General features: G+C 60.9%; 12 protein-coding genes and 1 pseudogene. 7 read left to right on the top strand and 6 right to left on the bottom strand.

Features of this window, described 5'->3' with window-relative positions:
- Positions 1-3: 3 nt before the first annotated feature.
- From K369_RS00660 to K369_RS00645, 3 genes are all read right to left on the bottom strand, one after another.
- A complete protein-coding gene (locus K369_RS00660) occupies positions 4-834 on the bottom strand; it encodes a hypothetical protein (RefSeq protein ID WP_036286402.1) in 831 nt (276 codons plus the stop codon).
- 303 nt (positions 835-1,137) lie between these two features.
- Positions 1,138-1,380 (bottom strand): hypothetical protein, encoded by a 243-nt coding sequence (locus tag K369_RS00650; protein ID WP_036286396.1) that lies wholly within the window; start codon positions 1,378-1,380, stop codon positions 1,138-1,140.
- Entirely contained in the window at positions 1,377-1,667 is a 291-nt protein-coding gene (locus K369_RS00645; protein WP_036286394.1) for a hypothetical protein, read from the bottom strand. Before K369_RS00645 ends, K369_RS00650 begins: the two co-directional genes overlap by 4 nt.
- A 174-nt stretch (positions 1,668-1,841) precedes the next feature.
- Here K369_RS00645 and K369_RS00640 point away from each other — a divergent pair, with 174 nt between their 5' ends.
- Both K369_RS00640 and K369_RS28080 read left to right on the top strand, forming a co-directional pair.
- Positions 1,842-2,072: a DNA-binding transcriptional regulator gene (locus K369_RS00640; RefSeq protein WP_036286391.1), complete on the top strand. Its 231-nt coding sequence runs from the start codon at positions 1,842-1,844 to the stop codon at positions 2,070-2,072.
- A gap of 66 nt (positions 2,073-2,138) precedes the next feature.
- Positions 2,139-2,579, top strand: coding sequence for a type II toxin-antitoxin system PemK/MazF family toxin (locus tag K369_RS28080; RefSeq protein ID WP_084570371.1), 441 nt, complete (start codon positions 2,139-2,141; stop codon positions 2,577-2,579).
- An 838-nt stretch (positions 2,580-3,417) separates the two neighbouring features.
- Here K369_RS28080 and K369_RS00630 read toward each other — a convergent pair.
- Entirely contained in the window at positions 3,418-4,704 is a 1,287-nt protein-coding gene (locus K369_RS00630; protein ID WP_036287407.1) for a site-specific integrase, read from the bottom strand.
- 188 nt (positions 4,705-4,892) lie between these two features.
- Positions 4,893-6,509 (bottom strand): recombinase family protein, encoded by a 1,617-nt coding sequence (locus tag K369_RS00625; protein WP_036286373.1) that lies wholly within the window; start codon positions 6,507-6,509, stop codon positions 4,893-4,895.
- Between the two features lie 362 nt (positions 6,510-6,871).
- Between K369_RS00625 and K369_RS25925 the strand changes: the two genes are divergently transcribed.
- Positions 6,872-8,185 (top strand): hypothetical protein, encoded by a 1,314-nt coding sequence (locus K369_RS25925; RefSeq protein ID WP_156967622.1) that lies wholly within the window; start codon positions 6,872-6,874, stop codon positions 8,183-8,185.
- A 181-nt stretch (positions 8,186-8,366) separates the two neighbouring features.
- Here K369_RS25925 and K369_RS00615 read toward each other — a convergent pair whose 3' ends face one another.
- Positions 8,367-9,170: a hypothetical protein gene (locus tag K369_RS00615; RefSeq protein ID WP_156967621.1), complete on the bottom strand. Its 804-nt coding sequence runs from the start codon at positions 9,168-9,170 to the stop codon at positions 8,367-8,369.
- A 121-nt stretch (positions 9,171-9,291) separates the two neighbouring features.
- On the opposite strand from K369_RS00615, the pseudogene istA (K369_RS00610) reads away from it, so the two are divergent.
- The 4 genes and pseudogenes from istA (K369_RS00610) (at position 9,292) to istB (K369_RS00595) (ending at position 13,763) form a co-directional block, all read left to right on the top strand.
- Positions 9,292-10,858: pseudogene (istA, locus tag K369_RS00610) on the top strand (IS21 family transposase).
- Complete coding sequence (istB, locus tag K369_RS00605; protein ID WP_024882319.1) at positions 10,791-11,519, top strand: IS21-like element helper ATPase IstB; 729 nt, start codon at positions 10,791-10,793, stop codon at positions 11,517-11,519. Before istA (K369_RS00610) ends, istB (K369_RS00605) begins: the two are co-directional and overlap by 68 nt.
- Positions 11,465-12,991, top strand: a complete 1,527-nt coding sequence (gene istA, locus K369_RS00600) for an IS21 family transposase (RefSeq protein WP_036286366.1) — start codon at positions 11,465-11,467, stop codon at positions 12,989-12,991. The genes istB (K369_RS00605) and istA (K369_RS00600) overlap by 55 nt, the downstream gene beginning before the upstream one ends.
- Complete coding sequence (istB, locus tag K369_RS00595; RefSeq protein WP_036286363.1) at positions 12,981-13,763, top strand: IS21-like element helper ATPase IstB; 783 nt, start codon at positions 12,981-12,983, stop codon at positions 13,761-13,763. Before istA (K369_RS00600) ends, istB (K369_RS00595) begins: the two co-directional genes overlap by 11 nt.
- The last annotated feature ends 49 nt before the right edge of the window (positions 13,764-13,812 follow it).

Genomic DNA, 13,812 nt, shown 5'->3' with positions numbered 1-13,812 from the left:
TTCTCACGTTTTGTATGGCGTGTCAATCTCACGGTCTTCAGTGGGCGTGTCGAAGGGTGGCAACCCAAATTCCAGCGGCGCGCCTCGCAGCGCGTCCCCGATCCGGGACAACGTGCGGTAGCCGATCGTGGTCGAGTCCTGTCGATCGGCCGCACACCACGCTCGCAACCGGCCGTCTTGTTCAGCCGCCGTGAAATCATCGGCGTGAATCGCGAATTCGACTTTCGCGATCGGCCCTCCGACAGTGGATATTTCCAATATCGCGGAGGGGAGAGGGCGATTGAAGGTAAGCGCGAATTGAATCGTCAAGCCGGCCCTCAGCGCCAGCTGCGCCCTCTCGATGAGCGCATGAACGCGAGCCGGCTCGTCCGGATGCTCCCGATTCATCGCATCGAATTCGCGCTCATGGAGCGTCATCATCGCGCGCATGAGAAGGAATTTTTCCAGGTCTCCGCTAACGAAGCCATCGATGATCTTTTCGAGGGCTTCGCCGAGAGTCGCATAATCGCTCAGGAACGCGATCGGCTCGTCCTCGATCGCGAAATACTCGCGATTCACTCCCCGCGCCTCGACCTTCCGAAACCCGCCATTGGTCGCAAGCCGTCGATAGAGCGCGACCGCCTCGGGCGCCTGCCGCAGCACGCAGCCGCCGGCATTGGCGGCGATGATCAAATTCACAGCGTCGGTCACCGTGGCAGGAGGGGCGTTTCTCCCGCGCGCGCCCGTCGTCAGATAGCCCGCCTCTCTCGCATGGCGAGCAACCACGTCCATCGTCTCGGGGGGGATTCCCTCGACCTCCGCTATTGCCCTCACCAGATCGCTCACCAGCGCCATGATTCGCCCTCCTCACGATATCTGTATAGAACTCAGATAGGAGGGCGTCAATTCTAAATGTGCTGAACACTAATAGAAATCTTCCGCCGAGGCGCAAGGCCCCGGCGGCTCAGGTTCAAGATGTGATCCTCGCGAGATAGAGACGCCAGCGGGCCATCTTCACGCGGGCGAGAAGGCGCGCCAGTTGCCACAAGGTCGGCGGACGATCGGCCCGCTCAACCGCAGGAGCCGACAAATCGACACGGCGGGCGAGCCATAGGAGCGCGCGAGCGGCGAGAAGACGGGGGAGAGAGGAGCGAGTCGTCATTGGCTCGGCTCCTCGGCGCCGCTATGGGGCCGCGAGGCTCTTACCAAATCATGGATACCATTCGCGATTTTTTCCAAATCGTCGCAAAAGTGATCCATCAGCGCGGCGGTTCCCCGATTCAGACAGTCGTCGTGGTCGACGATGTGAGAGATCGCCGCGTTGATTCCGAAGGCGCGAGTGGACGCTTCCAGGAGCCGATTTGCGAGGCGGTCGAGTTCCGAAATAGTTTGCTCGCTCATGAGCGCGCCTCCTCTTCGGTCGGGACGGGACGAGCAGCGCGTCGGAGATCATCCTCGCGGTAGAGCGCGTAAAGGGTCGCACTGGCATGGTCGGAAACTGCGCCCGCCAATTCGTAGAGTGCCATTTTGTCCCGCTCGTCGATATCGCCATCTAGCCCTTCGATCGCATTCCATAGGGCGCGCGCGAGGCCGGCGGCTTGGCAGGCGTGTTGCTCGACGGATTGCAGGAAATGAGCGCGGCCGGGCCAGTGGAGCCGATCCGCGTTGGCGATGGTCGTATTCGGCATGTCTTTTCCTCCTTCAGGCAAGCCGGGAGCGCTCGCCGAGACTGGAATGTCCGGCGTGGTTGCGCTCTAAGCTGTCGAAAAACGACGGATTAGACGCTAATCGATGTTTTATGACGTTTCAAGCTTTTTTCGATGTTTCTGGTGTTTTGATATGGCTCATGATAAAAAGTCACCATGAATCCCGCCCAATGCCGCGCCGCGCGCGCTCTTCTCGATTGGTCACAGCAACAGCTCGCCGAAGCGGCGCGCGTCGGTGTGGTGACGGTGAGGCAGTTCGAAGCGAGCGCGTCTCAGCCAAGGAATGCGACGCTCGACGTGCTTCAACGCGCCCTCGAGGCCGCTGGCGTGATCTTCGTCGACGAGAACGGCGAGGGCGCGGGCGTGAGGTTGCGGAAGGGTCGGTAGGCTTTTGAGCGATTATGCGCAAAAGTGCGCGAAATCTCCGCATGAGGTTGGAAGGCGCTCGATCGAATGGCCCTACAGTTCCCGCCCAAAATTGGCATGATAGTTATTTGCGACTACACGACGGGATTTCGTGAACCAGAGATGGTGAAAGAAAGGCTTGCAGTCGTAATTTCCCCGCGGCTTCCATATCGAGACAGACTTTGCACTGTTGTCCCGCTAAGCATGACACCAGCGCGCGCGGGCATTCACTACCAATGCCGAATTGAATTGCCTGTCGACGCTCCTCCACCTTACGAAGGACGTATAAAATGGGCAAAAGCGGACATCCTTGCTACGGTCTCGTTTGACCGGCTCGGCCTGCCCTATACGGGCAGAGACAGAGCGACGGGCAAGCGCAAATATCTTCAAATCATTGTTTCAAATGAAGAATTAAAGCGAATTCACCGCGCTGTCCTCTTTGCGATCGGGCTCGATTCATTGACAAAAAGCATGTCTGAGCCTAGATAGACGACGATTGCGCTCGCGGAAACGTGGTGCGCCTCAAGTCCGCCTCCGGGTGGCGGGTCCACATTGACGATAACAAGTCCGCAGGACCGACAACCCCGCCTTCCGAGGCGGGGTTTTCTTCTTTCGCCAGCGCGTCCAGCTCTACGCCCTTGTCGAGCGATGTGCCTGCAATGGCTTTCATGTCAGGGCCGAGCGCGTCGCTGCGGCGTGAAGGCGGCGAAGGCCGGCGGCGGCGGATGTGCCAGTGGGGCGCTCGGTCGTATCCTCAACGTGTATATTATCCACATTGAGGCGGTTGCCCTTCGGAAGGAGCCGCCCGGTCTCCGGATCGCGGTTCGGATTGTTCGCCCCGCCCGCCGGCCTCCCGATCGCTACCTGCCACAGCGCCATCACGTCGGGCCGATCGCCGAAAGATCGCCGATGTTTTGGGGGGTTTGGGGGTATCGCCCCCGGCGCTTTCGCGGAAATTTTTCTGCCGCCGGGAGGTTTCGTCAGTTTTGTCAGTTCGCCGAAGTGGCGTTTTCAGAAAATTTTCGGCCTCGCGGATCGGCTCAAACCGTAGCAACTGTAGCAGGGGAGTGGCGCGAAAATGCGCCGCTCCGTGTTCCGATCGCGCCGGAACACTGGAACACGAACGGAACAGCTAAATCATTGAATAATAATATTTGTTCCGATGTTCCACTTCGCAGCCCCCTCCGGGCGAGGAATGTAACCGTAACCGGCCGGAGAAATCCGCCACTCCGCCGGTTACAGCAAAAGTTACGGCTACCACGCTGAATTTGAACGATTGTAACCGAGTAACCGACGAAACGCCCCTCCCGGCGAAAGAAGAGCGATCTCAGCCCGCGCCCTTCCTCCCCCGTTTCGGCAGTTCGACCACCTTCGCCTCGGCTCCCGTCATATAGCCATCGATCGCCCGCGCCACCTTGTCCGCCGCAGCGACCAGGACGCTATCGAGATGGTGGACATATCGGCTCGTCACGCTCCCGCCGGCATGGCCGAGCATGGCCTTGATAGTCGATTCAGAGAAGCCGAGATCGCCCGCCACGCTGGCGAAGGAATGGCGCATCGTGTGCCGCGTGACGCCCTCGAGCCCGGCTTTCTTGGCGAGCCGTTCAAATGCTCCCTCGAGGCCACCATATGAGCCATCGCTGCGCACCGCCGGGAGAACATAGGTCTCGCCATCCTCCCGCTCGAGGCCGGAAAGCAGGTCCAGCGCCGGCCGGCCGATCGGCCGTGTCGACGCCCCTTCCTTTGAATCCTCGAGACGAAAGCAGCCGCCCGCGTTGTCGACTTCAGTCCACTTCAGACTGACGATCTCCCCGAGCCTGCAACCCGTGAGCGCCAGCAACCGGGAGCCGGCGACGCCTTGCCATGTCTCGCGGGCGTCTTCGGCCTGCCGCAGCGCGTCGCCGAGCTTGCGATATTCCTCGGGAGTGAGCCGGCGGGTCCGCTGGCCATCGGATGGACGCTTCACTCCCCGCGCCGGATTGTGTTCGATAACCCCCTCGCTCGCTGCAAAAGATAGAATGCCGCCAAGCAGCCCGGCCGTCCGCGCCGCGGCTCCTCTCCCGCCCTCGACGACGGCTTTCCCACGAAGCTTCGTCTTTTCGACAACGGCCGTCTTGCCAGCGGTAACGTCCCGGATGAACTTCGCTACGTCGGCCCGCGTGAGATCGCGAACGAGCCTCTTGCCGAGTAGCGGGACGATATGGCGCTGGACACGGCCTCGGTCGGTCGCGAGCGTCGAAGCTTTCTTCGCCCTGCCGCCCTTCCCCATTATGAGGCCGTTCTCGGCCGCCTTCAGATAGTCGGCACAGAGTTCCGCGACCGTGAGCGAACTGCGGCGCGTCTGCCGCTCGGTTAGAGGATCATCGCCACTGAGCGCGACGCCGCCGAGCGTCTGCATGGCGAGCTTGCGCGCCTCTTCGCAGGTGATGACTCCATGCCGGCCGAGCGTCATCCGCTTCCGGCCGCCGTCCTTGTTCCGATAGTCGACGAAATAGGCCCTCTTCCCGCTTGGATACACGAAGACGCCGAAGCCCTTCAGGTCCGAGCACCATAAAGTGAACTTCTCCGCTCGAGGCTCGGCGGCCTCGACGATAGATTTCGTCAATCGCGTCATGGAACCGCTGCCTTTCAAATCCAGGTCACCACCAGGTCACCATAAAATCGGAAACGGGGGAATAGGCGGGAATAGGCGAGCAATGGGAACGGACCATGAAACATGCGGTAATTCAGACTATTAGAGTAGGACAGAATATTCTGGAAAAGCGGAGAATATTCCTTAGGTCAGCCCTCCGAAGGCAGAGGTCAGGGGTTCGAATCCCTTCGGGCGCGCCATTCCTGAACAGTAGTGGGCACCATGCCGCCGTCGAACGGCGAGCCGCCGGCGACGCGGGAACGCAGCCGGTCATTGCGGCCGCGGATCAGGGCGACTTCCTTCCCGACGCGGATTTCGTCGATGAGAAGGCGAAGATAGGTCTTCCGGAACGGAATCTCTCCCGCCGTAATGGCGTCGCGCATCACGGAGCCAAAAGCCACGACCTTGTCCGGCGTGATATCGATGCCATGGACGCGCCGGGCCAGAATGCGCTCTTTTGCCACGGCCGCGACGTCTCGGTCGGTCGTGGCCTTGGCGACACGAGACGCGAGCTGCGGGTCCGAAGCGTCCACGACTCCCCTTTCGATCGCCTCGTGAAGACGGTCGAGCCGCAGCTTGGCCTCTGCGAGTTCCGCTTCGACGCGAAACAGCTCGCCCCGATCCCGGCTGTCGACTTCCTGCATCCGATCGCCGATGTCCCGCAAAAGATTTTCGAGGCGGCTCGGCTCCAGCACGCGCTCGCACAACGCCGAAGTGACCGCCTCGTCGAGCCGCTCCATGCGGACGGAAAGCCCGGAGCACGCCGATTTGCCGCGCGCCTGGGCGTTCGCACAGGAATAATACCGATAGCGTCCCGACTTGCCCGTGCGGATCGTCATGGCGGCCCCGCACTCCGCGCAACGCGCGACACCGGTGAGAAGAATGGGCCCGCTCACCGTGTGCGGCGGACTGACCTTCGGGTTCTTCGAACGGAGGATTTCCTGAACGGCGCTCCACTGATCGACGGAGACGATCGGGGGGACGGCAACCTCCACGATCTCGTCCTCGCTGCGCTTGGCGCGGGTTCGCGAGTCGGACCGATTATATTGATGCACGCCCTTGTAGGTGGAGCGAATGAGGAGTTGGTGGAGGGGCCCGATATGCCAAAAATTGCCGTTTCGGGTTCGGAAGCCGTTGTCGTTCAGGTGCGAGACGATCTTCTTGACGCCGAGGGGGCCCGATTTGCCGACGCCCTTCGAGGCGAGATCGAATATGAGACGGACCACCGGCGCCTCGACTGCGTCCACCTCCAGCTTCTTCTTCTGCTTTTTTCCGCGGACCTCGGCGACGATGGTCTTGTAGCCATAGGGCGGGGCCGCGCCGTTCCAAAATCCTTCCTTCGCATTGGCGACCATGGTGCGACGGACGTGCTTCGCATTTTCCTTCGAGCCGTATTCGTCGAAAATGGCGAATACCTGCCTGACCATATCTCCGGCATCATCGTTTCCGGTCGGCTGCGTTATCGAACGATATTGGATTCCGTTCGCCCGCAGGTCCCGGACGGTGAGCTCGAGAACGGCCGCGTCACGGAAAAATCGTGAGAAAGAATGTACCGCGACGGCGTCGAATGGGCGTGGAATCGAATTCGCATCCGCGAGGAGCCGCTGGAGTTCGGCCCTCTCATCGGTCCGCCCGCTGACGCCTCGCTCTATATATTCCTCGACGATCACCTCTCCCCGGGCAGCGCAGTCCGCTCGAACGGCGCGTTGCTGGTCTTCGAGAGACAGCCCCTCCTTGGCTTGGCGCTGCGTCGACACTCGATAGTATGCGGCCACTCTCACCGTCATTTCCGATCAACCTCGTTTCTCGGCGAAACGTTCTTTACGTAGACCGCCGCGTCCTCGGCTTGCACCGACGTATTCGATATATGGTAGCTCCCCTGGAAGATCGCCCGAATTTCGCCAGCGAAGCCCATCATAATATAGTCAATCTCCTCCGTCGAAATCTCGAGGCGCGTTTCGGAAAACCATCTCGCTCGGGGCGGAGGTTGTCGCCGATCAGTGATTTTTCGGGGCGAGGACACGACGACGTTTTCCGGATTCGACAATTCCGGCTATCATCGTCGTCACGAGATCGAACGCTCCCCACTTAATTCGGAAATGGGCAGATTTTTCGTTCTGGACGCATAATGTCAGGCACGAGGCGACAAATGGCGATTATAGACCACAATGTGTCCATGCCGCGGTCGATATTTGAGGCAAAAAATTTAATTTCTAATCCACACATCCTCGCAATATTTATTACCGGAGATATTGATTACTTTAAGCGCATCAAACAGCCGGAACTACTCTGGCACATACGGCAAGCCTTGCGGCCCGGCGTCACATATATCGAGGCAATTTGGACGCCCGATTTTTTTAAAGGCTGGACGATCACGCCGCATTTTCCTGACAAAACCCCTGGATTGCTCGGTGGGGCGTCAAACGCGATCAAAATATTTGAAGGGAATTTGCAGGTGGGAATAACACTGCCGATGGCTCTGTTTCCAGCGGCTCCGAATCCGAGAGGGCGCCCTGGTATTGCAGATGTCGAGACGCAAATTTCCGACGCAATCGATGCAGAAGTCTATTTTCTTATGCGATATCTAAAGGCTTTCTACTTGGATCCGAAATTGGGCTTCGTTTCCGCTGAAAAAAGTGCAACGGCGACCCTCATGCGGCACATAGAACCGATCCGCACATTATTTTACGTAGATAGATCCAAGATCGATAAAGATCTACTCGACAAAGAGGATTTGGCACTAGCAAATTTAGACAAAATCGTCTGCGATATGCACGAACGAGGCTCAAAAGCGGCAGCGACCTTATGGGAGGCCGATCGCCGCGATATGGAAGCGAGAAGGCTCTCTCAACTAGGCGCGAACATAGCAAAGGCGCGTCAACGAGCAGTTCCGGAGGACGCTGCGGACTACCGGACTCGACTGGGGCAACTCGATTTGCTCGTAAAATTTCGTCTTGCGGCACATACGGTCGCGAACGCTCAGCGTTCGACTCGCCGCGAGATCGGAACAAAAACGCCTCCGACGTTTAAAGAGGCATTCGGAACACTTCGATTGCCAAAGGCCGACAGCGACCGGATGGCCAATCCCGAACTCGATGATATCTCCGTGAGGCCAACACACGCCGAGATCGTGCGACTCGCCCGACATAGCGCAGTGCTGCTGACAACACTGTGGGGATCATTGCAATATCTGAGCCCCCTCGCCGAGGCGGCCCGGGCAATCGGGGAGTTCGAACGTCGTGGGCGCCGGCCGGCCTCTGACAGAGGAGCAGCGGAGATCATCGCGCAATACGGTCTCCGCGCTATAGCGCATAGGTTCAATGACGTCGACGACCCGGCACTATCGGCTTGCCTGGAGCTTTTGCCTAGCAAAATCGTCAGCGAACTTGCGCCCGCTGACGATCAGATACTGCCGCAAATACCGCGGCTATTGACGCCGGGATCGACCCACGATCCTGGCTAATAGGCCCATCACGCCAGCGAAGAGCACAAGCCACGCCTCGCGTCGACCTTGCTGCCGCCCCTGCCGATAACCTTCTCGCCAGGCCGCCAGATCGATCCGTCGTTCCCGTATCCGCATGATTTCCGCCAGGATGACCGCGCGGTCATCGCCGACGAACCACGGAAGCATTGTCGCGAGCTGGTCACTTCTCGCCGTCGTCAGCGTCTCTGCGAGTTGGAGCCGATCTCGACCGACGCGCTGGAGCCGATCCAACTTCTGAAACGTCGCGAAAAGGAAGCACCTTTTGTAGCGAGGCCACCGAATCGTAGACATATTTCGCAATGTCGCCGCGGACGTGACGCGCGACGGCTCCCGGAAGGTGTGTGACGGCGAGCAGATCGGTGTCAGACAGGCGGGCAAATCCGAGCGGCGTCAAGGCCGATGCATCCAGTGCGGCCAGCGCCCGCGGCAAAAGCCGCGGCAAACGAAAAAATTCTCCGGCCGTAATGAGCGGTGACAGTTGCTCGTCGTAAGCCTTCCGTGCTTTCGAATTGGTGATTTCCTCCCAGGACGCGCCGTCCTGGCAGAGGCAGACCAACGCCCGAGCTCCTGGAAATGCTTCGCGCAACTGCCTGAGCGTCCTGCATCCCAGTGTGATCGCTTCCGGGTCGGTCGTCGTCGGCACGACGATCGTCACTTCTGTGCCTGACTGAGCCAGAAAAGTGCCCGTTTCCGCCGCGGCAATGCAGTCGGCGACGCGGGATGGGAGGTTAGCCCCGATTTCCACCAGGACGAGCCTCGATGCGGAATCGCGCAACGCGTCGTCCAAGGGCGCGAGCGCTACCGCATCTGCGAGATCGTCTTGGCGCAACGCCTCCGTGCTGGGCATCACGATCGTCTCGACCAGACCTGCAAAAAGGCCTGGCAACCGTCCCTGCCGATCAACCTGAAAAATTTGCACCGATAGCCCACTTGCGAGTGCGGCGTCAGCGATCACGGTAGTCACGGCGTGTTATTCGGCGTGCAAGTTTGACCCCCATACGAGGGGAATCGGCGTTGAAAATTGACCCCCTCTGGTGAAGTCCGGACAGTCCGCCCGTTTTGGTTGAAACGGCGGGTGGTGGGGGATGTTGATTGTGGAGACGATCGGACGAATCCGTCGCGAACATTTCGTCAAGGGCAAGACGATCAAGGAGATCGCTCGCGATCTGGGCATTTCACGGAACACGGTCCGCAAGGCGCTGCGGTCGGAGGCAACGTCCTTCGCTTACGAGCGCGACAATCAGCCGTTTCCCAAGCTCGGGCCTTGGTCGGACAAGCTCGATGAGGTTCTCGCGGAGAACGAGAAGAAGGCGCCGCGCGAGCGGCTAACCCTGATCCGTATTTTCGAAGATCTGAGCGGCCTGGGCTACGCGGGCGGCTATGACGCTGTGCGTCGCTACTCGCGCAAATGGCGCAGCGAGCAAGGCGCGGCGACGGCGGCCGCCTATGTGCCGTTGAGCTTCGAGCCGGGCGAAGCCTACCAGTTCGACTGGAGCCACGAGATCGTTGTGCTCGACGGCGTGACGACGACCGTGAAGGTGGCGCACATGCGTCTGTGCCACAGCCGCATGCCTTTCGTTCGCGCCTATCCGCGTGAGACGCAGGAGATGGTTTTCGACGCGCATGATCGCGCCTTTACCTTCTTCAGGGGCGCCTGCACGCGCGGCATCTACGACAATATGAAGACGGCGGTGGAGACGATCTTCGTCGGCAAGGAGCGCAAGTTCAATCGTCGCTTCGCGCAAATGTGCAGCCATCATCTCGTCGAGCCGGTCGCCTGCACGCCAGCGTCCGGCTGGGAGAAAGGCCAGGTCGAAAATCAAGTCGGCCTGGCGCGGGAGCGGTTCTTCACGCCGCGCCTGCGGTTCAAGACCTACGACGATATGAACGCCTGGCTTCTCGATAAATGCGTCACCTACGCCAAGGCTCATCCGCATCCGGAAATCGCGGACAAGACGGTCTGGGAGGCATTCGAAGAAGAGCGCCCGAAGCTCGTTCCGCTGCGCGGGCGGTTCGACGGATTCCACGAGCTGACCGCGTCGGTGTCGAAGACTTGCCTCGTGCGCTTCGACAACAATAAATACTCGGTCAATGCGAGCGCCGTCGGCGCCCCGGTCGAGATCCACGCCTACGCCGACCGCATCGTCTTCCGCCAAAAAGGGCGGGTGGTCGCCGAACATGCTCGGGCCTTCGGGCGCGGCGCGACGATCTTCGATCCCTGGCATTATGTGCCAGTTCTCGCGCGCAAGCCCGGCGCGCTACGGAACGGCGCGCCGTTCAAGGACTGGGTGTTGCCGGGAGCGATCGAGCGCGTGCGGCGCAAGCTCGCCGGCAGCAATGATGGCGATCGACAGATGGTCAAGGTTCTGGCCGCCGTCGTCGAGGACGGATTGACCGCGGTGGAAGCCGCCTGCGCGGAGGCGCTCGGCCAAGGCGTCCATTCCGCCGACGTCATTCTCAACATTCTCGCCCGCCGGCGCGAGCCGCCGCCCCCGCCGACGATCCCGACGCCCGAGTCGTTGATGCTGCTGCACATGCCGCTCGCCGACTGCGCCCGCTATGATCAATTGAGGAGAACAGGCTGATGGAACGCACCAAGCTCTTCGATCTCATGGGAGAGCTCAAGCTCTTCGGCATGAGGAACGCCTATGACGAGGTGATGTCGAGTGGCATAAAGAGGCAGCATGAGCCGCCACGCATCGTCGGCGATCTTCTCGAGGCGGAAATCGCCGAAAAGCACGCGCGCTCCATCAAATATCAGATGACGATCGCCAAATTGCCGCTGGCGAAGGACTTCGACGGCTTCCAGTTCAACGGTACGCCGATCAATGAAGGGTTGGTGCGCGATCTCTCGAACGGCGGCTTCCTCGACCAACAACGTAATTGTGTTTTCGTCGGTGGAACCGGTACGGGGAAGAGCCATCTTTCGATAGCGATTGCAAGAAATTGCATTCGCGCTGGAAAACGCGGCCGCTTCTTCAACACCGTCGAACTCGTCACCAGGCTCGAGACCGAAGCGCGAGGAGGTCGTCAGGGACGCTTCGCGGAATATCTCACGAGAATGGACTTCATCATACTCGACGAGCTCGGCTACTTGCCCTTCGCGCAATCTGGCGGACAATTGCTCTTCCATCTGATCAGCCGGCTCTACGAACGCACCTCTATCATCATCACTACCAATCTCGCATTCGGCGAATGGCCGAGCGTGTTCGGCGACGCGAAAATGACCAGCGCGCTGCTCGATCGCCTCACCCACCATTGCGACATCGTCGAGACCGGCAACGAAAGCTGGCGCTTCAAGAACCGCGCCTGACGCTTCCCGATCACATCGCGAACCGAAACGCACTCGCCCCGGCTGCGCAACCCCGCCAGCTCCGCCGGGGCGAGCGCTCGCGTTCCGCCCTACGCCAAAAGGGGGTCAATTTTGAACGCCGATCGGGGGTCAATTTTCGATGCCGATTGACAAAATCGCGCAAGCAGAAGCGGACGGTCAAGCAGTTGCACGCGGATCTGGTCGCCCTCGGCTACGACGGCTCCTACAATCGCGTGGCGGCGTTCGCGCGCGAGTGGAAGGCGGCGCGGCATCGGGAGCAGCAGACCTGCGGGCGCGGCGCGTTCGTGCCGCTGACGTTTCTGCCCGGCGAGGCGTTCCAGTTCGACTGGTCGGAGGATTGGGCGATCATCGCGGGCGAGCGGACGAAGTTGCAGGTCGCCCAGTTCAAGCTCTCCTACAGCCGTGCGTTCTTCCTTCGCGCCTACCCGCAGCAGACGCATGAGATGCTCTTCGACGCCCACAACCACGCCTTCCGCGTGCTGGGCGGCGTGCCCCGGCGAGGCGTCTACGACAACATGCGCACCGCGATCGACAAGATCGGGCGTGGCAAAGAACGCCAGGTCAACGCCCGCTTCGCCGCGATGGTCAGCCACTTCCTGTTCGAGGCCGCATTCTGCAATCCGGCCTCCGGCTGGGAAAAGGGGCAAATCGAGAAGAACGTTCAGGATGCTCGTCATCGCCTCTGGCAGCCAATCCCGAGCTTTCCGTCGCTGGCGGCGCTCAACGACTGGCTGGAGGCGCGATGCCGCGAGCTGTGGGCCGAGATTCCGCACAGCGCGCAGCCGGGGACGATCGCGGAGGCTTGGCGCGAGGAGGTTCCGCAACTGATGCAGCCTCCGCGGCCATTCGACGGCTTCGTCGAACACACCAAGCGGGTCACGCCGACGTGCCTGATCCATCTGGACCGCAATCGCTACAGCGTGCCGGCTTCATTCGCCAATCGCCCCGTCAGCGTGCGGGTCTACCCTGAGCGCGTCGTCGTCGCCGCCGAGGGGCAGATCGTGTGCGAGCACGCCCGCGTCTTCGCCCGGTCGCATGACGACAAGAGCGTGACGGTCTACGACTGGCGGCATTATCTCTCCGTCATCCAGCGCAAGCCGGGCGCGCTGCGCAATGGCGCGCCCTTCGCGGAACTGCCGGTCGCCTTACGGACGCTGCAACAGCGCATGCTCGAGAAGCCGGGAGGCGACCGTGAGATGGTCGAGATTTTGGCTCTGGTCCTACAGCACGACGAGCAGGCCGTGCTGACCGCCGTCCAATTGGCGCTGGAGGCCGGCGCGCCGACCAAGACGCACATCTTGAACCTGTTGCATCGCTTGGTGGACGGCAAGCCGGTCGACGCGCCGCCCGTGAAACCGCCCAACGCGCTGACGCTCACCACCGAGCCGCAGGCCAATGTCGAGCGTTACGACGCGCTGCGCAAGGGTCGGGAGGCGCGCCATGCGTCATAATCCCGCCGCCGGCGCCATCGTCATCATGCTGCGCAGTCTCAAAATGCACGGCATGGCGCAAGCCGTCAGCGAGCTGACCGAGCAAGGCTCCCCGGCCTTCGAGGCCGCGCTGCCGATCCTGTCGCAACTCTTGAAGGCGGAAACCGCCGACCGGGAGGTGAGATCGATCGCCTACCAGCTCAAGTCCGCGCGGTTCCCGAACTATCGCGATCTCGCCGGCTTCGACTTCGCCAGCAGTGAGGTCAACGAGGCGCTCGCGCGCCAGCTTCATCGCTGCGAGTTCCTCGAGGATGCGCATAACGCCGTCCTGGTCGGGGGACCTGGCACGGGCAAGACGCATCTGGCGACAGCGATCGGCGTCCAGGCGATCGAGCATCACAGAAAGCGTGTGCGGTTCTTCTCCACCGTCGAGCTCGTAAACGCGCTCGAAGCCGAAAAGCACCAAGGCAAGTCGGGCCAAGTCGCGGCGCGGCTCGTTCATTCCGATCTCGTCATCCTCGATGAGCTCGGCTACCTGCCGTTCAGCGGCTCCGGCGGGGCGTTGCTGTTCCATCTGCTGAGCAAGCTCTACGAGCGAACCAGCGTCATCATCACGACGAATCTGAGCTTCGGCGAATGGGCCGCCGTCTTCGGGGACGCCAAGATGACGACGGCTCTGCTCGATCGCCTCACTCACCGCTGCCATATCCTCGAAACTGGAAACGACAGCTTCCGGTTCAAGGACAGCTCGGCGAAGGCGGACAAACCTGCAAAGGAAAAGACCAAAACTTGACGACCGACTGAGCCGCAAGCCATCTTCAACCCGGGTCACTTCTCAATGG

Origin of the sequence: Methylosinus sp. PW1 (genome assembly GCF_000745215.1) — a bacterium.
GTDB lineage: Bacteria > Pseudomonadota > Alphaproteobacteria > Rhizobiales > Beijerinckiaceae > Methylosinus.
Note: the sequence above shows the minus strand (reverse complement) of the source record. Positions and strands in the feature narration are given on the sequence as shown.

What these genes read in the sequence shown, in the direction of transcription:
- K369_RS00660 (WP_036286402.1), bottom strand. Translation starts at nt 834, where the DNA reads ATGGCGCTGGTGAGCGATCTGGTGAGGGCAATAGCGGAGGTCGAGGGA.
- K369_RS00650 (WP_036286396.1), bottom strand. Translation starts at nt 1,380, where the DNA reads ATGAGCGAGCAAACTATTTCGGAACTCGACCGCCTCGCAAATCGGCTC.
- K369_RS00645 (WP_036286394.1), bottom strand. Translation starts at nt 1,667, where the DNA reads ATGCCGAATACGACCATCGCCAACGCGGATCGGCTCCACTGGCCCGGC.
- K369_RS00640 (WP_036286391.1), top strand. Translation starts at nt 1,842, where the DNA reads ATGAATCCCGCCCAATGCCGCGCCGCGCGCGCTCTTCTCGATTGGTCA.
- K369_RS28080 (WP_084570371.1), top strand. Translation starts at nt 2,139, where the DNA reads ATGGCCCTACAGTTCCCGCCCAAAATTGGCATGATAGTTATTTGCGAC.
- K369_RS00630 (WP_036287407.1), bottom strand. Translation starts at nt 4,704, where the DNA reads ATGACGCGATTGACGAAATCTATCGTCGAGGCCGCCGAGCCTCGAGCG.
- K369_RS00625 (WP_036286373.1), bottom strand. Translation starts at nt 6,509, where the DNA reads ATGACGGTGAGAGTGGCCGCATACTATCGAGTGTCGACGCAGCGCCAA.
- K369_RS25925 (WP_156967622.1), top strand. Translation starts at nt 6,872, where the DNA reads ATGGCGATTATAGACCACAATGTGTCCATGCCGCGGTCGATATTTGAG.
- istB (WP_024882319.1), top strand. Translation starts at nt 10,791, where the DNA reads ATGGAACGCACCAAGCTCTTCGATCTCATGGGAGAGCTCAAGCTCTTC.
- istB (WP_036286363.1), top strand. Translation starts at nt 12,981, where the DNA reads ATGCGTCATAATCCCGCCGCCGGCGCCATCGTCATCATGCTGCGCAGT.